Origin of the sequence: Microbulbifer magnicolonia, assembly GCF_035117725.1 — a bacterium.
Classification (GTDB): domain Bacteria; phylum Pseudomonadota; class Gammaproteobacteria; order Pseudomonadales; family Cellvibrionaceae; genus Microbulbifer; species Microbulbifer magnicolonia.
Genome location: NZ_JAYEFD010000002.1, coordinates 738000 through 761004, shown reverse-complemented (window position 1 = coordinate 761004; position 23005 = coordinate 738000). Strand labels below are relative to the sequence as shown.

The window sequence follows — 23005 nt, the reverse complement described above, 5'->3', positions numbered from 1 at the left end:
GGCGCGCCAGCGCGCGCAATCTTACTGTCATAATCCGCCGCGCCAGTCCCTGGCAGCGGCGGCAAGGGGATTAGTTGCGCCGGTAGAGCAGGTCCCAGACGCCGTGGCCGAGACGCTGGCCGCGGCGTTCGAATTTGGTTTCGGGACGGAATTCCGGGCGCGGCGAATAATTGTTTTTGCCCGCGGCGTTGTCCAGCAGTTGTTCCGCCTCCAGTACTTCCAGCATATGCTCGGCGTAGTTCTCCCAGTCGGTGGCCATATGCAGCAGTCCGCCCGGCTTCAGCTTGGTGCAGATCAGGCGCACGAATTCCGGCTGCACGATGCGACGCTTGTGGTGCTTCTTCTTGTGCCAGGGGTCGGGAAAATACAGCTGGAATCTATCCAGTGATCCATCGGCGATGCAGTCGTTCAGCACATCCACCGCGTCGGCCATATAAACGCGCAGGTTTTTCACCCCGGCCTTGCCGGCATTGTTGATCAGCCGGCCCACACCCGGCGGGTGCACCTCGATGCCGATAAAGTCCTTGTCCGGCTCCGCCTCGGCCATCGCCAGCAGTGAATCGCCCATGCCGAAGCCTATTTCCAGCACCAGCGGCGCCTCGCGGCCGAATACCTCGCCGGGATTCAGCGCGCCGCCGAACAGGGACAGACCGTATTCACCCCAGTAGTTGTCGAAGGCGCGGCGCTGCCCTTCCGTCATGCGACCGGCGCGGATCACATAGCTGCGGATGGATTTCTTTTTGTATTCGGTGCGATAGGGAAAATCTTCCGTCGGTTCGTCTTGCATTATTCGCGACCTCTGATGCGAATCGGTATCCGGGTATTGTAGGGCCGTAGGCGCCGTGAATGCATGGAGCGGCCGGCGCGGCAGGTGGCTGCGATCTGAGATCGATCGCGGCCACCGGCGGATGGCCGCCCCGCCGCTCCTACGGAGAAGAAATTATTTAGAGAGATTCATTGCGGCGACAAATAGCGCTATCCAGCCGCCGATCATCAGGGTGCCGCCGAGTGGCGTGATCGGCCCCAGCCACCTCGGGCCGCCGAAAGTCAGTCCGTAGAGGCTGCCAGAGAAGAACAATATACCTACGGCAAACAGTGCGCCGCTGACGACGAGCGATGTCTTGGCGCCCACCTGTTGAATCAGTATGGCAATGCCGATCAGAGCCAGTGCGTGGATCATCTGGTAGTGCACGCCGGTCTTGAAGGCCTCCAGCAGGTTCTCGGTGACCTTGCCGCGCAGGCCATGGGCACCGAAGGCGCCGAGCACGACACCTGTGCCGCCAAAGAAGGCGGCGATCAACAGATAGAGTTTTGCCATTGTTTTTCCTTGTTGCGAAGACAGGGTACTGCTGTAGGAGCGGCGGGGCGGCCATCCGCCCATGGCCGCGAATGGCGGGCCTGCGGCCCGCTTGCCGAGCTGGGGCTCGGCGCTCCCGGCGGAAACGTCACATAAAAAAACCGCGCATGTGCGCGGTTTTCAACTCCGGCCAGCTGTGAAAGGCGATCAAGCCTCCATAGCCACCCGGACTTTTTTCATGGCGTTCTTTTCCAGCTGGCGGATGCGCTCGGCGGATACGCCGTACTTGTCCGCCAGTTCGTGCAGGGTGGATTTCTCCTCGGACAGCCAGCGCGCCTGGATGATATCGCGGCTGCGCTCGTCCAGCTGCTCCAGCGCGATGGCCAGGCTGTTGAGGCTGGTCTCCTGCCAGTTGTCCTGCTCCAGCTGGGCGGCCGGGTCGTAGCGGCGGTCTTCCAGGTAGTGCGCCGGCGCCTGCCAGGCGGTGTCGTCATCGTCGTCCACGCCGGCATCGAAGGCGGCGTCGTGGGCGGCGAGGCGCCCCTCCATCTCGTGCACCTGGGCCACGTCGACGTTCAGGTCCGCGGCCACGGCTTTGGCTTCATCGTTGGTCAGCCAGGCCAGCTTCTTCTTCTGTCCGCGCAGGTTGAAGAACAGCTTGCGCTGCGCCTTGGTGGTGGCGATCTTGACGATGCGCCAGTTGCGCAGGATGAACTCGTGAATCTCGGCCTTGATCCAGTGCACGGCGAAAGAGACCAGGCGCACGCCCTTTTCCGGGTTGAAGCGCTTGACCGCCTTCATCAGGCCGACGTTGCCCTCCTGGATCAGGTCGCCCTGGTTCAGGCCGTAGCCGGAGTAGGACTTGGCGATATGCACGACGAAACGCAGGTGCGACATCACCAGCTGGCGCGCAGCGTCCAGATCTTCGCGATAGTAGAGGTCTTCCGCCAGGCGCTTCTCCTCCTCCGCGGACAGCACATCGAAGCTGCTGACCGTCTGGATATAGGCGCCCAGGTTGGCGCCCGGGGACAGCATATGCACTGGCTGTAGGCTGGTTCCCATTCAGGTCTCTCCTTTCACATTTCTTGTGCCGGGCAGGCCGGCCGCCGCCGCTGGCCTCCGGGGCCGGGCGACAAAATTGGATCCAGTTTAGCATCTGCGCGAGCGGATAAGGAAGTCCGCCCGCCGCTGCCACAACCCGTTCCAATACCTTGAAAGCCGGGCCTTTAGAGGGGTTATCCACAGGGCGGGTTCCACGCTTGCCGCGGTCTTAACCCTTCTTTAACCAGACCAGCCGGTCAGTGCGGCTCAATCGCCTTGATGTGGCGCGCCACCGCCAGCCAGGCCCCGAGCAGGCCCAGCAGCGCGGCCCCGCCGGTCAGGCCCAGCAGATAGCGCAGACCCGGCCCCTGCAGTGCATAGCCGCTGCCGTAGGAAGAGGACAGGCCGGCGACGGGGCCGGACAGCAGCGCCACCCCGGCGGCGACCAGCAGCCAGGCCAGCAGACCGCCGAAAAAGCCGTAGCACAGGCCGCTGTAGAGGAAGGGGCGGCGCACGAAGGCGTCGGTGCCGCCCACCAGCTTGACCACCAGTATCTCCTCGCGGCGGCTCTCGATATGTAGGCGGATGGTGTTCACGACCACCAGGATGACCCCCAGCGCCAGCAGCAGCGCCAGGCCGGCGGACAGGCGCCGCCCCAGCTCGGTCAGCTGCGCCAGTCGCTGTACCCAGGCCATATCCAGCACCACCGCATCGGTCAGGGCGCTGTCGCGCAGATTCTGCGCCAGGCTTTCCAGTTGCTCCGCCGCCGCATCCCGCGGGCGCAGCAGCAGCACCGCCGGCAGCGGGTTGGCGCCGAGGCCGGCGAGGGCATCGCCGAGTCCGGAAGCCTGCTGGAACTCCGCCAGCGCCGCCTCCGGCGAGATATAGGTCACTTCGGCGATCGCCGGGTCCGCGCGCAGCTGGTCGGCGTAGGACTGCACCGCGGCCTCGCGGGCGTCCTTGTGCAGGAACACCGAGATCTGCGGCTGGCCGTCCCAGCCCGCGACCGCGCGCTGGAAGTTGACCAGCCCCAGCTGCAGCGCCGTCGGCAGGGCCAGGGCAATGGCGATTACCAGCGCGGTCATGGCGCTTGCGAGCGGCGTGGCGAAGAAACGGCGCAGGGACTCGGCGGCCATCTCGCGGTGATGGCCGAGCCAGCTGTGCCAGCGGTCGCCGACGCCGGTGCGCGCGGTGACCGCGCCGGCAGCGCGGCGGGATTCGGCGGGCCTGGTTTCCGGCTGCGGCCGGCGCGCGTTACGTGTATGCGGTTTCACGGCTCGGGATTCCGTCGTAGATCAGCTGGCCCGCCTGCAGGGTCAGCACGCGGCGTTTCATGCGCGCGATCAGTTCCAGGTCGTGGCTGGCTACCAGCACGGTGACGCCAACCGCATTGAAGTCGGCGAACAGCTGCATGATCTCCGCCGACAGCTGCGGGTCCAGATTGCCGGTGGGCTCGTCGGCCACCAGGATGGCCGGCTTGTTCACCACCGCGCGGGCGATGCCGACGCGCTGCTGCTCGCCGCCGGACAGCACAATCGGATTCTGCCGCTCCTTGTGCAGCAGACCCACCTTGTCCAGCGCCGCGCGCACGCGGCGGCCGACCTCGCGCTTGTTGCAGCCGGCCACTGCCAGCGGCAGCGCCACATTGTCGAACACGCTGCGGTCGAACAGCAGCTGGTGGTTCTGGAAGACGATGCCGAGATTGCGGCGGTAGTAGGGGATCTGGCTGTTGCGCAGCCGGTTCAGGTTCTGGCCGGCGACGAGAATGTTGCCGCGGGTCGGGCGCTCGATCGCGGTGAGCAGCTTCAGCAGGGTGCTCTTGCCCGCACCGGAATGCCCGGTCAGAAACACCATGTCAGCGCGCTCGATTTCCAGGCTGACGCGGCCCAGGGCGTCCTGGCCGGATTCGTAGCGCTTGTTGACGTTGTCGAAGGTGATCATGGATTGCAGCGGTGTTGTTGTACTTGTTATTCGTGTAGGGCCGAAGGCGCCGTGAATACCTGGAGCGGCCGACAAGATCGATCGCGGCCATGGACGGAAGCCGCCCCGCCGCTCCTACAGGTGCATTTCAGCCCGGCTCTCTGCCGAACAGCGCGGCGACAAATTCGCGCGCTTTGAACGGCTGCAGGTCCTCGGCCTGCTCGCCGACACCGATAAAGCGTACCGGAATCCCGAAGCGGCGCGCCAGTGCGAAGATCACACCGCCCTTGGCGGTGCCGTCCAGTTTGGTCAGCACCAGGCCGCTGACACCGGCGGCGTCGCGGAACTGGCCCGCCTGGCTGATCGCGTTCTGGCCGGTGCCGGCATCCAGCACCAGCAGCACCTCGTGGGGCGCACTCGGATCCAGCTTGCCCATCACCCGGCGCACCTTGGTCAGCTCCTCCATCAGGTTGGACTTGGTGTGCAGGCGGCCGGCGGTATCGGCGATCACGATATCGATCCCCCTGGCCTGGGCCGACTGTACCGCATCGTAGATGACCGAGGCGCTGTCGGCACCGGTGTGCTGGGCCACCACCGGCACACTGTGACGCTGGCCCCAGACCTGCAGCTGCTCCACCGCGGCGGCGCGGAAGGTGTCACCGGCGGCCAGCATCACCGAGTAGCCGTCGAGCAGGTAACGGTGCGCCAGCTTGCCGATGGTGGTGGTCTTGCCGACGCCGTTGACGCCGACGACGAGAATGACGAAGGGCTTTTTCGCGGCATCGATCGCCAGCGGTGCCTCCACGCTGTCGAGCAGCCCCGCCAGTTCTTCCTGCAGCGCCCGGTAGAGCGCATCGCCATCCGCCAGTTCGCGGCGGGAGACGCGCTCGGTCAGCCGTTCGACGATTTCGCTGGTGGCCTCGACGCCGACGTCGGCCATCAACAGCTGCGTCTCCAGTTCCTCCAGCAGATCCTCGTCGATCTCCTTGGCACCGAGGAACAGGTTGCCCATGCCCTCGGCGAACTGGCTGCTGGTGCGGCTCAGGCCGCGACGAATGCGGGCGAAGAAACCCTCTTTCCGGACCGCCTGCTCCGGCTCCGGCGCAGCGGCTTCGGCTTCACGCCCGGCTGCCGGCTCGACAGCAGCCGGCGCTGACGGCTTTTCTACAGCAGCTGACGGCTCTTCTACAGCAGCTGAAGGTTCCTCTACGGTGGCTGATGGCTCTTCTACGAGAGCTGAGGGTTCTTCTGCAGGAGCTGAGGGCACTTCTCCAGAAGCTGAGGGCTCTTCTGCGGGGACTGATGGCGCTTCCTCTCGCGCTGACGGCGCCGCCGGGGCTTCCGTCCGCTCCTGGCCGAGCTCGGTTTCTTCGGGCTGGGGCTTCTTTTTGCGCAGGAAGTCAAAGATCATTCGCGTGTCCGGGTGTACCGCTGGGAGAAAGGGGCTAATCTTAGCACCGCTCTGCCCCGAGGTAGAGAGTCCAGTAGCCTGTTCAGCAGAGAGTGACCTTGCCCAGAAGCCCGTCGCGCAAAGCCGCCCCGCAACCCCTGTCCCAGCTGCGCATCATCGGCGGCCGCTGGCGCGGGCGGAAACTGAGTTTTGCCCCGGTCGAGGGCCTGCGCCCTACCGGCGACCGGCTGCGCGAGACCCTGTTCAACTGGCTGCAGTTCCACTTGGCGGATGCCCGCTGCCTGGACCTCTTCGCCGGCTCCGGCGCCCTGGGCCTGGAGGCGCTGTCGCGCGGCGCGGCCGAGGTGGATTTCGTCGAGCTGAACCGCAGTGCGGCGCAGACCCTGCGGGAGCAGCTCAGGGTACTGCAGGCCGACAACGGCCGGGTGCACAGCCTGAGCGCCGCCGCTTTCCTGGCCCAGTCCCGGACTCGCTACGACGTCGTCTTCGTGGATCCGCCCTTTGCCGGCGACCTGTGGCAGCAGACCCTGGCCGCGCTGGAAGGGCACCTGGCCGAGGGTGCGCTGGTCTACGTGGAGGCGCCGCGAGACAAGCCCGTGGCCATGCCCCCCGGCTGGCAGATCGCGAAGGAGAAACGGGCGGGGCAGGTGTGCATGCGGCTTTTTACCTGCTGAGCCACTGAATTCGTCCCCGGATTCTACGGCTCGCCACGGCCCGCACGACTGGCGCAAGTTTGCGGACTCGCTGGCTTGTGGGCAGCCCGCATTGGCCCGCGGCCTATGGCGACAAAGCCCTGTGTCGGCCGCGCTGATTCTGATTTTGAGCCTTGGCAGCAAATTGTTTACCATGCGCGTCCTCTTTGGCCCGCTGCGGAACCTGGCAAATGAAAAAAGTTGTCTACCCCGGAACCTTCGACCCCATCACCAACGGCCATATGGACCTGGTGGAGCGGGCCTGCCGGCTGTTTGACCACGTGATCGTCGCGGTGGCGGCCAGCACCCGCAAGAATCCGCTGTTCACGCTCGACGAGCGGGTGGAACTGGCCCAGCAGGTACTGGGGCACCTGCCCAATGTCGAGGTCATCGGCTTCGATATCCTGCTCGCGGACCTGGTGCGCCAGGTGGACGCCTACGGCGTTTTGCGCGGCCTGCGCGCGGTATCCGACTTCGAGTACGAATTCCAGCTCGCCAATATGAACCGCCAGTTGGCCCCGAATATGGAAAGCCTGTTCCTGACCCCGGCCGAGCATCTCTCCTACATCTCCTCCTCGCTGGTGCGCGAGATCGCCTCGCTCGGCGGCGACGTGACCAAGTTCGTACCGCCGGCCGTGCAGAAGGCACTGCAGGAAAAGTTCCGGTAAAAGTGCCGGTATGGGTTCCGCGGAAAGGACCGCGGGCGATCTCTGTTACACTCGGGCGGATTTACCCAGAATTTACGGGGTGTTTCGTGCGCTACCTGCTTCTCGCCATCGCTTTTGTCCTGAGCCCGGCCATCGCCGATGAGCCGCAACCGGAAATTGCCACCGGGCGCGGCGAAATCAAGTCCGCCCGCGCCGATACCTATATGGCGGTTACCGCCAACCCGCACGCCAGCCGCGCCGCCGAACGGATACTCGCGCGCGGCGGCACCGCGGTGGACGCGGCTATCGCCGCGCAGATGGTGCTCGGCCTGGTCGAACCCCAGTCCTCCGGCATTGGCGGCGGCGCCTTTATGCTCAGCTACGACGCCGCGCAGGAAAGGCTCCAGTACTACGACGGCCGCGAAACGGCGCCGGCGGGCGTGGACGAAGACTATTTCATGGCCGACGGCGGACCGCGCCCCTTCCTGCAGGCGGTGATCGGCGGCTATTCGGTCGGTGTGCCCGGCGTAGTGCGCATGCTGGAACTGGCCCACCAGCGCGACGGCAAGTTGCCCTGGGCCGATCTGTTCCAGCCGGCGATTGAACTCGCGGAGTCCGGCTTCGCGGTTTCACCGCGCCTGCACCAGCTGCTGCAGAGCCTGCCGCAGGTGGCGGCGCGCCCGGCGATCGCCGGTTACTTTTTCGATGCGCGCGGCGCGCCGCTGCCGGTGGGCCACCTGCTGAAGAACCCGGAATACGCGCAGACGCTGCGTACCATTGCGACCGGCGGTGCCGACGCCTTCTACGGCGGCGCAATCGCCGAGGCAATAGTGCGGGCGGTGGCGGAGGATCCGCTCAATCCGGGCCAGCTGACGATGAAAGACATGGCGGCCTATCGGGCCGTGGTGCGCGATCCGCTGTGTTCTTCCTTCCTTCAATACCGCGTCTGTGGCGCCGATGCGCCCTCCTCCGGCGGCACTTCCGTCGGTGCGATTCTGGGCATACTCGGGCAGTTCCCGCTGCGCGATCTCGAGGTCGGCAGCCACGAACTGACGCACCTGTTTATCGAGGCATCCGAGCTGGCGTTCGCGGACCGCAATACCTACTCGGCGGACTCCGACTTCGTCAGTGTCCCCAGCGAGTCCATGGTGGCATCGGGCTACCTGACCGAGCGCGCGGAACTGATCGATCCCGCTGCGGCGACGGAGGCGGTCCCCGGGGACCCGGTGGCCTTCGAGCAGAAAAGGCTGATGGCACAGTCACCGGAGCTGCCGAACACCAGCCACCTGGTGATCGTCGACCGCTACGGCAATGGCGTCAGCATGACCACCAGCATCGAGACCGGCTTCGGTTCGCGCCTGCTGGTGAAGGGTTTCCTGCTCAACAACCAGTTGACCGACTTTTCCTTCACGCCGAAATACGCCGACGGCGCCCTGGTAGCCAACCGCATCCAGCCGGGCAAGCGGCCGCGCTCGTCCATGGCGCCGACGATCGTTTTCAACGGCGACGGCAGCATGCGCCTGCTGGTCGGCTCACCCGGCGGCTCGCGGATTATCGACTACACTGCGCGCACGATTCTCTATCACCTGGGGCTGGGCGTGCCGATCGCCGAGGCCATAGCGGCCGGCAATATCGGTGCAATCGGCAGTCGCGTCGAGCTGGAACCGGGTTATTTCTCCGCAGACACCGTCGCCAGGCTGGAAGAGAAGGGCCACCGGGTCGTGCAGCGCGAACTCAACAGCGGCATCCACGCGATCGCCATCGTGAACGGCAAGCTGCTCGGCGGCGCCGATCCGCGCCGCGAGGGCAGCGCGGTGGGCAGGTAAACGGGCGGAGGTGACACCCATGGGCGCCGAAGACCGGCACGCATTCGACGGGCAATGCCTGCAACCCGCAGTCGGAGAGTTTCCCCAATGACGAGCCCCTGGACTCTGCTGTTTATCGCCGGCCTGCTGGAAATCGGCTGGGCGGTCGGGCTGAAGTACACCCAGGGTTTTACCCGGCCGCTCGCCAGCACACTGACTGTGCTGGCGATGATCGCCAGTTTTTACTTCCTCTCCCAGGCGCTGCGGGTCATCCCGGTGGGTACGGGTTACGCGGTGTGGACCGGCATCGGCGCCGTGGGCACGGCGATTCTCGGCATTGTGCTGTTTTCTGAATCCGTTGCGCTGCCGCGACTGCTCTGTATCGGGCTGATCGTCGCCGGTATTGTCGGCCTGAAGCTGACTTCTGCAGCTTGAACTATCGGGGCGAAGCACTGTTCGCCCCATTGCGCCGCGCTCCACGCCAGCGGAGGCTAGCGGGCGATTTCCTCGCCGTATAACAGCCGCCCCCTGTCGTAGACCCGCAACACCTTCACCCCGGAAACTCCCTTAGCCGGCACTTCCAGCAGGTTTTCTTCCAGCACAATAAAGTCTGCCCGGCCGCCGGCTTCGAGCCCCGGTGGCTGTTCTGCCGACGCACTGCGTGCGTGCAGGGCACTGGCCCAGCGCACAATCCGTTCCGACAATGCGCGGATATATTGCCGCAGTCCTGCGCCGCTTTCCGGCGATAGGATTTTTTCCACAACTGCCATGGCGCTCTCGCCGCGCAGCACGCCTATGGCGATACCGTTCTCGTCCTTCTCGATCACGCCGCCGGGCGGGTTTGGCGTGGCGCTGTCGATACCGGCAGCGGCGAGGCCCTCTGAGTTGGTCCAGATACTGTGGTGGTCGCTGGAGAAGAGCACGATGGGAATGAGATCGTTGACCTGATCCAGCTGGTCCTTGTGGGGCCGCATCCCGGCGAAAGCCGCGCCGTCCCAGCCCTTGCCGACGATCACCTGCAGATCCGGATTGGCGTTGATGAAGGCCGCCACGGCGTGTTGGTAGTCGCGAACACTGTTGCCGCCGTAGAGGTCGACCATGTTGTCGAGTCCGGGCCCGTCGCCGAAGCCCGGCAGCACCAGCTTGCCGCCCAGGTCCTGGACCCGGGTGTCCGGCCCGATATGCGAACCGACACCATCATCACCGCCCACATAGACGATGTGGCCGTCGCGCACGGCGATGACCCGGGCGACGCGTTTGTCCCTGCCGCCGGTGTAGATGTAGCCGTTTTTCAGCACCAGTTGCGCGGGCGGCGCTAACTGTTGGACCGGGGGCGGCCGCTTCACACTGGCGTCGGCGGGCCGCGCTTCTTCGCGGCCGCAACCGGCCAGCAGCAACAACAGAGAGCTCAGGGCCCAGATCCATCGCATCGGGCAGGTCCTATTTCCGGGTTTGCATAACAGGTGCCGCGGCGCGCGAAATGGCGCAGCCAAGGTTCAAGGTTAGTGACGGCAACGAGCCAAGTATAGGAAAGGGGCGTGCCGCTGCCGGCACGCGGGGGCGGGCACTCAATCCGGCAGCAACTGGTACTCGGTGGGGTTGTCGGGGCAGGGCCCCAGGCCGCACTCCAGCGCGGTGGAAACCAGGTTGATGATCAGGATCGACAGAAAGGCGACCGCGGCCATGCGGCCGAGGGCATCCAGCCTGCGCGGCCGGACCTCCTCGTCCACCGCGTCACTCATCAGCATCAGGCCGCAGTACACCAGCAGCAGAAAGAAGGCCACCAGGGCCCAGGTGTAGAAGTGCATGCCGAGAAACGGCGAGCCAAAACCGGTGTCGCCGGGCGCAATATGCATCAGCACCTGGCGCCCGGCGGATACGGCGCCGGCCAGGGCCGACAGCACGGCGAAGCCGTAGTGCAGCGGGCGAATACCGAAGCGCAGGTTCATCAGCAGGGCGACGCCAACCATGGCGAAGGCGGCCCGCTGCAACAGGCACATCGGGCAGGGCAGTTCGTGCAGCCACAGCTGCCAGGCGAAGGCGAACCAGAGCACGGCGCTCACGCTCAGCAGGGCGAGACCGTCGAGCCAGCGAATAGCGGCAGCTTTCACGGCCACATCCTAGAGCGACAGGTTCAGCGGACTGGTCATATGGTAGAAACACCAGCAGATGTAGATCGCCAGGGTGACCCACCACCAGCTGGCGCCGACACGGCGATGCCCGCGCCAGGTGTACCAGGCCGACAGCAGAATGGTGACGAACGGCAACATCATGATCATGTGCCGACTCCGCAAAGAGGAATCCCTGCAAACTTAGTCCAGGCGGAAGGAAATTCCCAGAATGGGGTGCTCAGCGCTGGCAGGAGCTGCAGAAGAAGGTGCTGCGCTGCCCGAGCACCAGGTCGCGCACCGGGCGCCCGCAGGCGCGACACGGCTCGCCGGCGCGGCCGTAGACGTTGAGCTGCTGGGCGAAGTAGCCGGGCTTGCCGTCGCCGCCGATAAAGTCCCGCAGCGTCGTGCCACCCTGCTCGATGGAGCGCGCCAGCACCTGCTTGATGGCGGAGGCCAGGCGCCGGTAGCGGGCGCGCGAGATGGCACCCGCCTCCCGGTCCGGCCGGATACCGGCTAGAAACAGCGATTCGCTGGCGTAGATATTGCCGACACCGACGACGATGCGGCCGTCCATGATGAAGGTTTTCACCGCCTGGCGCCGGCCGCGGGACGCCTTGAACAGGTAGTCACCGTCGAATTCGTCCGACAGGGGCTCCGGCCCCAGGTGGACGAGCAGGTCGTGGGCGACCGGATCCTCATCCGTCCACAGCAGGGCGCCGAAGCGGCGCGGGTCCCGGTAGCGCAGGACCAGGCCGCTATCCAGCACCCAGTCGACATGGTCGTGTTTTTCCGCTGCGCACTCACTGCCCACCAGGCGCAGGCTGCCGGACATCCCCAGGTGCCAGATGGCACAACCGCGATCCGTGTGCACCAGCAGGTACTTGGCGCGGCGCTCCAGGCGCAGGATTCTCGCCCCGGCGATGCGCTTTTCGAAGTCCCTGTCCACCTGCCAGCGCAGCTGGCGCTGGCGCACCACAGCCGAGCGCACCCTGTGGCCCTCCAGATGCGGGGCCAGGCCGCGAAGGGTGGTTTCTACTTCCGGTAGTTCAGGCATCAGTGTTTGGGGTTCTTTACTTGTGCTGGGGTGGTCCTGCTGCCGGTAGCCGTTTGCGGGACACGGGCTAGGCGCCCCCCTTAAATACATCCTTGTACGCTCTCCGCGGCCATCCCTGGCCGCAGAAGGTTCCGCAAACGGCTACCGGCAGCAAGACCTTCGCTTCAAGCTTTTAGACGTCGCCCGCAGGGTGAAGGCACTGAATGGCTCGAATGAAAAAAGCCCGGTAAAAACCGGGCTTTTCGAACTGTTCAGGGCAGGCAATTACTTGATTTTGCCTTCCTTGTACATCACATGCTTGCGAACAACGGGATCGTATTTTTTGATCTCCATTTTTTCCGGCATGTTGCGCTTGTTCTTGGTGGTGGTATAGAAGTGGCCGGTACCGGCACTGCTGTTCAGACGAATCTTGTCACGCATTGTTCTGTCTCCGATCTCTCAGCGGTTTGCCGCCAGTTACACTTTTTCGCCGCGCGCGCGCAGCTCGCTCAGCACGGTCTCGATACCTTTCTTATCGATAACACGCATGCCTTTGGCAGAAACGCGCAGCTTCACGAAGCGCTTCTCGGACTCAACCCAGAAACGGTGGCTGTGCAGGTTCGGCACGAAGCGACGCTTGGTGCGGTTCTTGGCGTGGGATACATTGTTACCGGTGACCGGGCGCTTACCGGTTACCTGACATACCTTGGACATCTGTTGGCCTCTTCAAACTCTCGTGCCCGCAATCTGTGCCGCGGGGACTTCCAATTCGGTGCTTTTTAAGGGATGCGGGAGCTGTTCAGAATTCGGCCCGGCCGCAAAGAGCGGCGTTTTATACCAGAAGAGTCTGTAGGGAGCAAGTTTTGTACAGCATTGGCCGGAACCAGGGCTTCCGCATTCTAGATCAGCCCCTGCTCGGCAAAAGACAGGGCCGCGCCTTCGCCCACGATCATATGGTCGAGCACCTTGATATCCACGAGTCCCAGCGCCTGGGTCAGGCGCTCGGTGATCCAGATATCCGCCTGGCTGGGCTCGCTGACGCCGGACGGGTGATTGTGCGCCAGGATCACCGCCGCCGCGCCCTTCAGCAGGGCCGCCTGCACCACCTCGCGGGGGTAGACGCTGGCGGCATTGAGGGTGCCCTCGAACAGCTCCTCGAAGGCGATGACGCGGTGCTGGCTGTCCAGGTAGAGGCAGCAGAATACCTCGCGGCGGCGGTGGCGCAGCCGCGCGGACAAGTAATCGCGCACCGCCGCCGGGCTGCAGAGGGCGTCGGTGCGCTGCAGCGTCTCCGCCAGGTGGCGGCGCGCCATCTCCAGCACCGCCTGCAGCTGTACGAACTTTGCATCGCCGAGGCCGCGGCCAGCGCAGAACTCCTCCCGGCGCGCCTCCAGCAGCGGGCGCAGCCCGCCGAAATCCGCCAGCAGCCGGCGCGCCAGGTCCACCGCGGACACGCCGGGCACGCCCGTGCGCAGAAAGATCGCCAGCAGCTCCGCATCCGAGAGCGCCCCGGCACCGCGCTCCAGCAGCTTCTCCCGCGGCCGCTCAGCCGCCGGCCAGTCCGTAATCCGCATCGCCTCCTCCTTGAAGCCTCGTTGATTCCAGCCCGACAGGGCCACTTCTTTGCCTTATATGTACAGGCGCAGAAATGCTAATCTTACTCGTTCTCTCGATTTCGGAAACACTGTCTCGGAAACAGCGCCTATGTCCTCCCTGGCCGACAAACGCATACTGCTGGGCATCAGCGGCGGCATCGCCGCCTACAAGAGCGCCGACCTGGTACGCCGCCTCAAGGAGCGCGGCGCCGAGGTGCGCGTGGTTATGACCGCCGGCGCACGTGCGTTCGTCCAGCCACTGACCTACCAGGCGCTGTCCGGCAATCCGGTGCACACCGACCTGCTGGACCCGGCCGCGGAGGCGGCCATGGGGCATATCGAGCTGGCCAAATGGGCCGACCTGATCCTGATTGCCCCGGCCAGCGCGCAGGTACTGGCGAAGCTCGCCTGCGGCATGGCCGACGACCTGCTCAGCACCCTGTGCCTGGCCAGCGAAGCCCCACTGGCGCTGGCGCCGGCGATGAACCAGGCCATGTGGCGACACGCCGCCACCGCGGCCAACGTACAGACGCTGCAGAGTCGCGGTGCCCTGCTCTGGGGACCGGCTGCCGGCAGCCAGGCCTGCGGCGATGTGGGCCCCGGGCGTATGCTCGAGCCGGACGCGCTGGCAGCAGAGGTCGAAGCGCTGTTTCGCCCGCACCTGTCGCTCGCCGGCAAAAGGGTCACGGTTACGGCCGGCCCCACGCGTGAGGCGCTGGACCCGGTCCGCTACCTGAGCAACCACAGCTCCGGCAAGATGGGCTTCGCCCTGGCGGACGCGGCGCGGCGCGCGGGGGCGGAAGTCACATTGATTGCCGGCCCGGTGAATCTCACCACGCCCGCCGGCGTGAAGCGCGTGGACGTGACCGGCGCCCTGGAGATGCGCGATGCCGCCGAGCGCGCCGCCGACCTGTGCGACATCTTTATCGGTGCCGCGGCGGTGGCGGACTTCCGCCCGGCGGAAATCGCGCAGCAGAAGATCAAGAAGCGGGACGACAGGGGCGAAGAGACCCTGGCCCTGGTCAAGAATCCCGACATTGTCGCCGGCATTGCGGCGCGCACCGAGCGGCGCCCGTTTACCGTGGGCTTTGCGGCGGAGACGGAAAAGGTTATCGAGCACGCGCAGGGCAAGCTGGCACGCAAGCAACTCGACATGATCATCGCCAACGATGTCAGCGCGGCCGACAGCGGCTTTAACAGCGACCGCAATGCGGTCACGGTGATCGATGCCGAGGGCAGTCACACCTTGGCACCGGCGCTGAAGACCGCTCTCGCGGAACAGTTGATCGAGCTCATCGCGGCCAAGGCCCCGACTTCATAAGAATTGGCACAATAACAACACGCTTTACTGGGAATTTCCGTGGCATCTCGCATTAGTATCTTTCACCCCTCGCTCTTTCACCGCGGCCTGGTGCTGCCCGCGCTGTTGGCGACGGTCGCCTGGCTGGGCGGCGCCCAGTATCTGAAACAGAGCGTGATCGAACCCCGCAGTGCGGCGCAGGTTGAACAGGCCGCGCAACAGAAGGCGCAGTCCTATGCCGCGGAGCTGCGCCAGTATCTGGCCGGCCGCGCGCAGCAGTTACGCGATATTGGTGCGAAAGCAGAGCCGACGGCAAAACTGCTGCGCGCCGCGGCCCTGCCCGGCGATGCCACCGCACAGGTATTTGCCGCCGAGCAGGTACGGGTGGGGGCCGGCACAAATCCTGCGCTGAATTTTGCCCTGGTGGATTTGCTGAAGCGCAGCAGTGAAGAGGCCGGACAGCCGGTGGAGTTCCTGCGCACCGGCAGCGACAACAGCTGGCAATTGCACGATGGCATCAAACTGCAAGACGGCCTGCTGCTGGTAACCCAGCCGTTTGCCGCCTTTGAGACGCAGCTGAATAAACTCGAGCGCAACAGTGGCCAGATCCGGCTGGTGCAGAAATTCCCCGACGGGCCGCCCCAGACTCTGTGGCAGACCGGCCAGGGTAGCGGCCAGGCGGTAGCGGCAGCGGTCGAGGGCAGTTATCTGACAGTCCAATTCAGCCCCTCGGCAGCGTTCGCCGAAGAACACCGCCTGTCCGCGATCTGGGTTTATTTCGGCGCCGCCGCCGGCCTGGCCATTTCCCTGTTGTTGCTGCTGCGCTTGCTGCCGCGCAAATCTCTCGCGCCCTGGGAGCGCGGTGACAAGAAGTCGCGGGGCAGCGCCGATTATCCGGAACTGAAACCCGGCCAGGCCGAACTGCTGAGCGCCGGTGACGGCGACCCGGCGCCACAGGGGCTGGCAACGGCGCCCCGCGCCGGCGAACTCCCCGCGGCGGGCAACCGGGTGCCGACAAAGGCCGAGCTGCAGGTCAGCACGGATTTTCCGCAACACGTGTTCCGCGCCTACGATATCCGCGGTATCGCCGGCCCGGAAATCAATGAACCCTTCGCCTACCAGCTGGGCCGCGCACTCGGCACTCTGGCGCAGCATGCCGGTGAGGAAATCCTGCTGGTGGGGCGCGACGGCCGCAACAGCAGCGCACTGCTCAGCAGCTGCCTGGTGGAGGGCATTCTCGACAGCGGCTGCAACAGCGTTGACCTCGGCCTGGTGCCGTCGCAGCTGCTCTATTACGCCTGCGCCAATGGCAGGAACACCAGCAGCGGCGTGATGGTGACCGCGAGCCACAACCCGGCGGAATACAATGGCTTCAAGATAGTGCTGAAGGGCCGCCCGCTGGCGGAGAGCAAACTGCAGGGGCTGCGCCAGTTGATGCAGCAGGGCCCCTTCAAGAGCGGCCAGGGCAGCAACCGCGAGCAGGATGTCAGTGAAAATTACATCGACGAGATCTTCAACGATGTTGCCCTGGCCGGACAGCCGCATCTGGTGGTCGACGCCGGCAACGGCGCCACCTCCATACTCGCTCCGCGCCTGTTCGAACAGCTGGGCTGTGCGGTGACACCGCTCTTTTGCGAGATAGACGGCAACTTCCCCAACCATGCGCCGGACCCTTCGCGGCCGGAAAACCTCGAGGCGCTGATCGACAAGGTCGCTGAAACCGGGGCAGACCTGGGCGTCGCGCTGGACGGCGATGGCGATCGCGTTACTCTGGTTTCCTCGTCCGGCCGAATCGCCTGGGCTGACCAGCTGGTGATGCTGCTGGCCCGCGACATTCTCGCGCGCAACCCGGGCGCGGATATCGTCTACGACGTCAAGAGCAGCCGCGCGCTGGCGCAGCTGATCAACCAGTACGGTGGCCGCCCCATCATGTGGAAGACCGGCCACGCGCCGATGAAGACCAAGATGCTCGAGACCGGCGCCATCCTCGGCGGCGAGCTCTCCGGGCACATCTTCATCAAGGATCGCTGGTTCGGCTTCGACGACGGCATCTATGCCGCAGCGCGCATTCTGGAAATCATGGCGCTGCGCGAGCAGAGCCTGGATGAACTGCTGGATTCGCTGCCGCAGATGATCAGCACTCCGGAAATTCTGCTGCCGGTGGAAGAGCGGGAGAAGTTCGCCATCATCAAGAAGCTGAAGAAAGTGGGCGATTTCGGCGATGCGGATATCAATCCCATCGACGGCCTGCGCATCGAGTACGCCGATGGCTGGGGCCTGGTGCGCGCCTCCAACACCAGCGCGGCGCTGACACTGCGCTTCGAGGCGGACAGTGCAGAAGCCCTGGAACGCATCCGCCAGCAGGTCATGGTGCAGCTGAAAAAAGTGGATCCCAAACTGGCGGTGCCCGACTGGCAGCTCCTGTAAAAAGGGAAAGAGAGAGAAGGAACCGAGATTTATGTCACTGGATAGCAAATCTGCCCTGCGCGTCGCCCAGGTATTGAACGAGGCACTGCCCTATATCCAGCGCTTCACCGGCAAGACCATAGTGGTCAAATTCGGTGGCAACGCCATGGTGGACGAGGAGCTGCAGAACAGTTTTGCCCGCGACATCATCCTGATGAAGCTGGTGGGCATGAACCCGGTCGTGGTACACGGCGGCGGCCCGCAGATCGGCGAGCTGCTGGGCAAGCTCAGCATCGAGTCGCGCTTTGTCGATGGCATGCGTGTGACCGACAGCGAGACCATGGATGTGGTGGAGATGGTACTCGGCGGCACCGTAAACAAGCAGATCGTCAACCTGATCAACAAGAACGGCGGCCGCGCCGTCGGTGTGACCGGCAAGGATGGTCTGCTGATCAAGGCGAAAAAGCTGCAGATCAAAAACGAGGTCGCCGGCCTGCACGCATCGGAGATCATCGATATCGGCCACGTGGGCGAGGTGGAGAGCGTCAACACCGATGTGATTGACATGCTGATCCACAGCGACTTTATTCCGGTGATCGCCCCGATCGGCGTGGGCGCGGACGGTGCCTCCTACAATATCAACGCAGACCTGGTGGCCGGCAAGATCGCCGAATACCTGAAGGCGGAAAAGCTGATGCTGCTCACCAATGTGGCGGGCCTGCAGGACAAACACGGCGAGGTCCTCACCGGCCTCAGCACCCTGCAGGTGGACGGGCTGATCGCGGACGGCACCATCTACGGCGGCATGCTGCCGAAGATTGCCTGTGCACTGGATGCGGTCAAGGCCGGCGTCACCTCGGCACATATCATCGACGGCCGGGTCCCTCACGCGGTGCTGCTGGAAATCTTTACCGATACCGGCGTCGGCACCCTGATTACCAACAACGGGGCGCAATCCCGAGCCTAGTCTGGTGTCTAGTCACCGCTAAGCAATTGAAGCTGGGCCGGTGAATCGGTAGGATTCCGCCGCCGCAGAAGCGACAACAACAAAACCACGACCGGCCACCGACCGGACCAAAGGCAGTCAATGAGCAGCGAAAAAATCAACCGGCGTCAACAGATATTGCAGGCTCTGGCGCATATGCTGGAAGCCAGCCCCGGCGCGCGCATAACTACTGCAGCCCTGGCCAAGGAAGTCGGCTTCTCCGAAGCGGCGCTGTACCGCCACTTTCCCAGCAAGTCCAAGATGTTCGAGGGGCTGATAGAATTTATCGAGGAGACGGTTTTCAGCCGCGTGTCGCTGATACTGCAGGACGAGCCCTCGGCACTGGGTCGCTGCCAGAAAATCCTGCACCTGTTGCTGGCCTTCTGCGAACGCAACCCGGGCATCACCCGCCTGCTCACCGGCGACGCCCTGACCGGCGAGACCGACAGGCTGCACGGCCGCATACTGCAGTTCTTCGACCGCCTGGAAACCCAGTTGAAACAGATTCTGCGCGAGGCGGAACTGCGCGAGCAGCTGCGCCCGGCGATCCCCCTGGGCGGTGCCGCCAACCTGCTGCTGGCCAGCGCCGAGGGGCGCATCGTCCAATATGTGCGCAGCGGCTTTAAGCGCAAACCGACGGAGTACTGGGCGGAGCAGTGGCCGGTGCTGATGGCGGGATTCTTCCGCGAAACGGCGCTGGCGGCCAAGTGACCGCCGGGCGCCGCCAGGTAGGCCGCACGCAGCGCGCGGCGGGATAATAGGGTTCACTTGCGCGCGCAGGACGGGGTTATTTCGCGGCAATTTCCGCGTAGCGCGCGGCAGCCTGATCAAACTCGCTGTTGATCGACACCGCCTCCGCCTCGCGCCGACCGAGTCGCTCGCGCAACACGCTCACCTCTTCGCGCAGGTCGGCAATCCGCTGCAGCAGTTCCGGTGCCACCTCGCGACCATTGCGCTGGGTGCGCGCGGCCACCGCCTCCTCCTGTTCTATCTGCCGGCCGAGGCTGGAGATATTCGAGCGCATAATAGCCATATCCTGCTCGACAATCGCGAGCTTGCGCGCGCGCGCACTCTCGATATCGGCGACGCTGTTGTAGCGCTTCAGCAGCTGCAGATCCGCCTCGCGCTGCGCCTCGCGGCGCTGTAGCTCGGCCAGCTCTTTGCCGCTCAATTGCGGCGGCACCACCTTTAGCACGCGGCCGCTGGGTGTCAGAACCTCATAACCCTTGGCCACATAGCGCGGCGGCACCAGGTCGTCCAGTACCTGGATACCATGGTTATCGGTATAGCGGTACAGCACCTTGCCATTGTATTCATCACCCGCTGCCGCCTGGACACTGGTCCAGGGCAGCGCCAGGGCAACGGACAACAACAGGGCTGACAGGCAGGCGACACTCATCGCTCTTCTCACTGATTGACCCGGCGCGCCGTGGTCGCAACTGGCCAATTCACTATTGACCCGAGACGCCGTAGCGCTGCCGGTAGTCGACGATTTTTTGTACTGTGTCGCCTTCCTGCGACGCCTCCTTAAGATAGCTGATGATATGGTCCAGCTGCACAATACTGATTACCGGAATATTGTACTGTCTCTCGACCTGCTGAATAGCAGAGAGTTCACAGTCTTCACTAGCCTTTTCCTGGCGGTTCAGGCCGATCACCACGCCGGCGGCTTCGGCGCTGTGGGCATCGATGATCTGCATCACCTCGCGCACGGCGGTGCCCGCGGTAATCACGTCATCTATTATCAAAACCTTGCCAACAAGCGGCGCACCCACTAAGGTTCCGCCTTCGCCGTGCTCCTTGGCCTCTTTGCGGTTGTAGCAGAAAGGCTTGTCCACGCCTTTTTGCGCCAGCGCCACGGCGGTCACCGCGCCCAGCGGTATACCCTTGTAGGCCGGCCCGAAAATGACATCAAACTCCACTCCCGAAGCGAGAATCGCCTCGGCGTAGGCTTGTCCCAGCGCGGCGAGCGCAGCGCCAGTGTGGAAGCGGCCGGCATTGAAAAAGTAGGGGCTCTGGCGGCCGGATTTCAGGGTGAAATCACCAAAACACAACACCTGATGGTCCAGGGCCAGTTGAATAAAATCGCGCTGATACTGCTGCATGGAAAATTGTTAACTATTGGCTAAGGTGAAGGGAGACCTCCCCGCGGGAAGCTCGGGGATGGGTGTGCACATAATGTTACTAATGATACACAGTCCGCTGGTAAGGGGCTAATAATGCGAATAGTGAGCTTGTCGGTAGACGGCGTGCATCAGGCGGCGCAGCGCGGCCTCTATGATTGGTTGGAAGAGCAGGACGCGGATATCATCTGTCTGCAGGACCTGCGCTCGCTGGAGCCGGAACTCGATCACCCGATATTCCATCCCGACGGCTATTACAGCTACTTCTTCGATTCCGGCACGCCGCACGAGAACGGCGTGGCCATCTATACTCGCAGCCAGCCAAAAGCGATTATCTTCGGCATGGGCTTCGCCAACGGCGAAGACATGTACGGGCGCTACCTGCAGGCGGACTTCGAGCGCCTGAGCGTCGGCTCACTCCTCGCACCGGTGGCCACCGATGAGGCTTCCCTGGAAAAGAAGGTGCAGTTCTTCGACGACATGCAGGCGCACCTGCACAAGATCAGCCGCAAGCGCCGCGACTTTATCTTCTGTGGCAACTGGGGCATGGCGCACCGTCGCGCCGACGTGCAGAACTGGCAGGATCACCAGGACACACCCGGCTTTATGCGTCACGAACAGCGCTGGCTGGACCAGCTGTTGAACGAGATCGGCTATGTCGATGCTTTCCGCAAGGTGGTCAAGGACGCGGACGAGTTTACCTGGTGGCCGAGCGGCAAGGTAGGCGAGGGGGACGGCTGGCGCACGGACATGCAGATAGTGTCGCAGACCCTGAAAAACCGAATCGAGTACGGCGCCATCAACAAGAATGTCGAATTCTCCAGCCACCTGCCGGTGATCATGGATTACGACCTGGAAGTCTAACGCGGAATGTGGACAAATCTGCCGGGAGCAGATTTGTCCGCATTCCGCATTCGAGATTACTCCTCCAGCGCCTTCCTCTGCAGCGCTATCAGCTCATCGATCCCCGCCTTACCCAGCCCCAGCATCTGCGCGAACTGTTTCTCGGTAAAAGGCGCACCCTCGGCAGTGCCCTGCACCTCGATCATGCCGCCGTCCGCCGCCATCACCAGGTTCATATCGGTATCGGCGCTGCTGTCTTCCGGGTAGTCCAGATCCAGCACCGGCTCGCCGTCGTAGATGCCGACGGAAACCGCCGCGACCAGGTTTCTCAGCGGATCTGTGCTGATGATTTTCTCCCGCTGCAGGTAGCGCAGCGCATCCACCAGTGCCACACAGGCTCCGGTAATCGCCGCGGTGCGGGTGCCGCCGTCGGCCTGAATCACGTCGCAGTCGATGGTTATCTGGTTCTCCCCGAGCAGTGTGAGATCCACGGCCGCGCGCAGGGAGCGGCCGATCAGGCGCTGGATTTCCACCGTGCGGCCGCTCTGCTTGCCCTTGGCCGCCTCGCGCAGCATGCGCGAGCCGGTGGAGCGGGGCAGCATACCGTATTCCGCGGTGATCCAGCCGCTGCCCTGGCCGCGCAGGAAGCGCGGCACTTCATCGGCCACGGACGCGTTGCACAGCACTTTGGTATCGCCGAACTCCACCAGCACAGAACCCTCCGCGTGGCGGGTATAGTTGCGGGTAATTCGGACGGGGCGCAATTGCGCCGGCGCGCGGCCGCTGGGACGCTGCATGGTTCACCTCGAAGTTTTCTACTGAAAGCGCTGCATTATATACCCCGACCGGAGTGTCCGAGTGGCTGTGCTATGATGCCGGCCCTACTCGAATGCCTGCGGGGGAGCAGCTATGGCCAGGGGACAAGACAAAGTGCGCAGCATGACTGGATTCGGCCGCGCCGAGGCAGCCTATGACACCGGCACCGCCATCTGGGAACTGCGCTCGGTCAATCACCGCTATCTGGAGCCGCACTTCCGCCTGCCCGAGGCCGCGCGACCCCTGGAAACCCCGTTGCGCGAAACGCTGCGCAAGACCCTGTCCCGGGGCAAGCTCGAACTTACCCTGAACCTTAAGCCCAACAACGTGGAAACGTCGGGCCTGGAAATCAACCGACCGCTGGCCCAGGCCGTGGTGCAGGCGGCCAGAGAGGTAATCTCGGGGGCGGACAGCATGCCACTCAATCCGCTGCAGGTTCTGCAGTGGCCCGGCGTGATCGCCGAGCCCGAAACCGACCCCGAACAGCAGTCCGCCGCCATCATGCAGGCCTTTGGCGAGGCACTGGCACAGCTCCGTGCTAACCGCGAGCGGGAGGGCGCAGAGCTGCGCAAGTTTATTGAGGCCCGCCTGCTGGGTATCGAAGAACAGGTGACCCGCGTACGCGAGCTGCTGCCGCAGATACTCGATGCACAACGGGATAAGCTGCGCACGCGCCTCGAGGAATTGCTCGGCGAGCTGGACAGGGACCGGCTGGAACAGGAAATCACCCTGCTGGCGCAAAAAGCCGATGTCGACGAAGAACTCGACCGCCTCGATGCCCATGTCGCCGAAGCCCGCCGTGTACTCGAGGGCGGCGGGGCCATCGGCCGGCGGCTGGACTTCCTGATGCAGGAGTTCAATCGCGAGGCCAACACCCTGTCGTCAAAATCCGTCGTCACTGACACCACCCAGGCTGCGGTGGAACTGAAAGTCCTGATCGAGCAGATGAGAGAACAGGTGCAGAATATCGAGTAGCCTGC

Annotated in this window: 26 protein-coding genes; 10 read left to right on the top strand and 16 right to left on the bottom strand. The window is 64.3% G+C overall.

Annotated elements, in window-relative coordinates; translation table 11 throughout:
- Positions 1-70: 70 nt before the first annotated feature.
- The 6 genes from trmB to ftsY all read right to left on the bottom strand — a co-directional run bounded on the left by trmB (position 71) and on the right by ftsY (position 5669).
- The gene (trmB, locus tag RRF64_RS12605) at positions 71-787 is read right to left on the bottom strand and encodes a tRNA (guanosine(46)-N7)-methyltransferase TrmB (protein WP_323846240.1); all 717 of its coding nucleotides are present in this window, start codon (positions 785-787) and stop codon (positions 71-73) included.
- 153 nt (positions 788-940) lie between these two features.
- On the bottom strand, positions 941-1318 hold the full coding sequence (locus RRF64_RS12600; RefSeq protein WP_323846239.1) for a DUF423 domain-containing protein: 378 nt from the start codon (positions 1316-1318) through the stop codon (positions 941-943).
- Between the two features lie 186 nt (positions 1319-1504).
- Complete coding sequence (gene rpoH, locus RRF64_RS12595; RefSeq protein ID WP_323846238.1) at positions 1505-2359, bottom strand: RNA polymerase sigma factor RpoH; 855 nt, start codon at positions 2357-2359, stop codon at positions 1505-1507.
- Positions 2360-2595: 236 nt separating this feature from the next.
- Positions 2596-3612 carry a permease-like cell division protein FtsX gene (gene ftsX / locus RRF64_RS12590; RefSeq protein ID WP_323846237.1) on the bottom strand — a complete coding sequence of 339 codons (1017 nt, stop codon included), beginning with the start codon at positions 3610-3612 and terminating at the stop codon, positions 2596-2598.
- The gene (gene ftsE, locus RRF64_RS12585) at positions 3593-4279 is read right to left on the bottom strand and encodes a cell division ATP-binding protein FtsE (RefSeq protein WP_323846236.1); all 687 of its coding nucleotides are present in this window, start codon (positions 4277-4279) and stop codon (positions 3593-3595) included. Before ftsE ends, ftsX begins: the two co-directional genes overlap by 20 nt.
- Before the next feature lie 127 nt (positions 4280-4406).
- Positions 4407-5669, bottom strand: a complete 1263-nt coding sequence (gene ftsY / locus RRF64_RS12580) for a signal recognition particle-docking protein FtsY (RefSeq protein ID WP_323846235.1) — start codon at positions 5667-5669, stop codon at positions 4407-4409.
- A gap of 98 nt (positions 5670-5767) precedes the next feature.
- On the opposite strand from ftsY, the gene rsmD reads away from it, so the two are divergent.
- The 4 genes from rsmD to sugE all read left to right on the top strand — a co-directional run bounded on the left by rsmD (position 5768) and on the right by sugE (position 9248).
- Positions 5768-6343: a 16S rRNA (guanine(966)-N(2))-methyltransferase RsmD gene (gene rsmD / locus RRF64_RS12575; RefSeq protein ID WP_323846234.1), complete on the top strand. Its 576-nt coding sequence runs from the start codon at positions 5768-5770 to the stop codon at positions 6341-6343.
- 209 nt (positions 6344-6552) lie between these two features.
- On the top strand, positions 6553-7029 hold the full coding sequence (coaD, locus tag RRF64_RS12570) for a pantetheine-phosphate adenylyltransferase (RefSeq protein ID WP_323846233.1): 477 nt from the start codon (positions 6553-6555) through the stop codon (positions 7027-7029).
- An 86-nt stretch (positions 7030-7115) separates the two neighbouring features.
- Positions 7116-8834, top strand: coding sequence for a gamma-glutamyltransferase (gene ggt, locus RRF64_RS12565; RefSeq protein ID WP_323846232.1), 1719 nt, complete (start codon positions 7116-7118; stop codon positions 8832-8834).
- An 87-nt stretch (positions 8835-8921) separates the two neighbouring features.
- Entirely contained in the window at positions 8922-9248 is a 327-nt protein-coding gene (gene sugE / locus RRF64_RS12560) for a quaternary ammonium compound efflux SMR transporter SugE (protein WP_323846231.1), read from the top strand.
- A gap of 56 nt (positions 9249-9304) precedes the next feature.
- Here the strand turns inward: sugE and RRF64_RS12555 are convergent, their stop codons facing one another.
- The 7 genes from RRF64_RS12555 to radC all read right to left on the bottom strand — a co-directional run bounded on the left by RRF64_RS12555 (position 9305) and on the right by radC (position 13531).
- Positions 9305-10243 (bottom strand): amidohydrolase family protein, encoded by a 939-nt coding sequence (locus RRF64_RS12555; protein WP_323846230.1) that lies wholly within the window; start codon positions 10241-10243, stop codon positions 9305-9307.
- A 138-nt stretch (positions 10244-10381) separates the two neighbouring features.
- Positions 10382-10924, bottom strand: coding sequence for a disulfide bond formation protein B (locus tag RRF64_RS12550; protein ID WP_323846229.1), 543 nt, complete (start codon positions 10922-10924; stop codon positions 10382-10384).
- A gap of 9 nt (positions 10925-10933) precedes the next feature.
- Positions 10934-11092, bottom strand: a complete 159-nt coding sequence (locus RRF64_RS12545) for a DUF5993 family protein (RefSeq protein ID WP_323846228.1) — start codon at positions 11090-11092, stop codon at positions 10934-10936.
- Positions 11093-11162: 70 nt separating this feature from the next.
- Positions 11163-11978 (bottom strand): bifunctional DNA-formamidopyrimidine glycosylase/DNA-(apurinic or apyrimidinic site) lyase, encoded by an 816-nt coding sequence (mutM, locus tag RRF64_RS12540; RefSeq protein WP_323846227.1) that lies wholly within the window; start codon positions 11976-11978, stop codon positions 11163-11165.
- Between the two features lie 264 nt (positions 11979-12242).
- Positions 12243-12398, bottom strand: coding sequence for a 50S ribosomal protein L33 (gene rpmG, locus RRF64_RS12535; protein ID WP_069946430.1), 156 nt, complete (start codon positions 12396-12398; stop codon positions 12243-12245).
- 36 nt (positions 12399-12434) lie between these two features.
- Complete coding sequence (gene rpmB, locus RRF64_RS12530; protein WP_323846226.1) at positions 12435-12671, bottom strand: 50S ribosomal protein L28; 237 nt, start codon at positions 12669-12671, stop codon at positions 12435-12437.
- 185 nt (positions 12672-12856) lie between these two features.
- Positions 12857-13531, bottom strand: coding sequence for a RadC family protein (radC, locus tag RRF64_RS12525; RefSeq protein ID WP_323846225.1), 675 nt, complete (start codon positions 13529-13531; stop codon positions 12857-12859).
- A gap of 130 nt (positions 13532-13661) precedes the next feature.
- Here radC and coaBC point away from each other — a divergent pair, with 130 nt between their 5' ends.
- From coaBC to slmA, 4 genes are all read left to right on the top strand, one after another.
- Positions 13662-14873 (top strand): bifunctional phosphopantothenoylcysteine decarboxylase/phosphopantothenate--cysteine ligase CoaBC, encoded by a 1212-nt coding sequence (gene coaBC, locus RRF64_RS12520; protein ID WP_323846224.1) that lies wholly within the window; start codon positions 13662-13664, stop codon positions 14871-14873.
- 39 nt (positions 14874-14912) lie between these two features.
- Positions 14913-17279, top strand: coding sequence for a phosphomannomutase/phosphoglucomutase (locus RRF64_RS12515; protein ID WP_323846223.1), 2367 nt, complete (start codon positions 14913-14915; stop codon positions 17277-17279).
- Positions 17280-17310: 31 nt separating this feature from the next.
- Complete coding sequence (argB, locus tag RRF64_RS12510; RefSeq protein WP_323846222.1) at positions 17311-18225, top strand: acetylglutamate kinase; 915 nt, start codon at positions 17311-17313, stop codon at positions 18223-18225.
- Between the two features lie 120 nt (positions 18226-18345).
- Positions 18346-18954 (top strand): nucleoid occlusion factor SlmA, encoded by a 609-nt coding sequence (gene slmA, locus RRF64_RS12505; RefSeq protein WP_323846221.1) that lies wholly within the window; start codon positions 18346-18348, stop codon positions 18952-18954.
- Between the two features lie 76 nt (positions 18955-19030).
- Here slmA and RRF64_RS12500 read toward each other — a convergent pair whose 3' ends face one another.
- Positions 19031-19642, bottom strand: coding sequence for a Rossmann-fold NAD(P)-binding domain-containing protein (locus RRF64_RS12500; RefSeq protein ID WP_323846220.1), 612 nt, complete (start codon positions 19640-19642; stop codon positions 19031-19033).
- 52 nt (positions 19643-19694) lie between these two features.
- Positions 19695-20348 carry an orotate phosphoribosyltransferase gene (pyrE, locus tag RRF64_RS12495; protein WP_323846219.1) on the bottom strand — a complete coding sequence of 218 codons (654 nt, stop codon included), beginning with the start codon at positions 20346-20348 and terminating at the stop codon, positions 19695-19697.
- 114 nt (positions 20349-20462) lie between these two features.
- Between pyrE and RRF64_RS12490 the strand changes: the two genes are divergently transcribed.
- Positions 20463-21230 carry an exodeoxyribonuclease III gene (locus RRF64_RS12490; RefSeq protein WP_323846218.1) on the top strand — a complete coding sequence of 256 codons (768 nt, stop codon included), beginning with the start codon at positions 20463-20465 and terminating at the stop codon, positions 21228-21230.
- A 56-nt stretch (positions 21231-21286) separates the two neighbouring features.
- On the opposite strand, the gene rph is transcribed toward RRF64_RS12490, so the two are convergent.
- The gene (gene rph, locus RRF64_RS12485) at positions 21287-22006 is read right to left on the bottom strand and encodes a ribonuclease PH (protein WP_323846217.1); all 720 of its coding nucleotides are present in this window, start codon (positions 22004-22006) and stop codon (positions 21287-21289) included.
- Positions 22007-22118: 112 nt separating this feature from the next.
- Between rph and RRF64_RS12480 the strand changes: the two genes are divergently transcribed.
- Entirely contained in the window at positions 22119-23000 is an 882-nt protein-coding gene (locus RRF64_RS12480; RefSeq protein WP_323846216.1) for a YicC/YloC family endoribonuclease, read from the top strand.
- Positions 23001-23005: the final 5 nt, after the last annotated feature.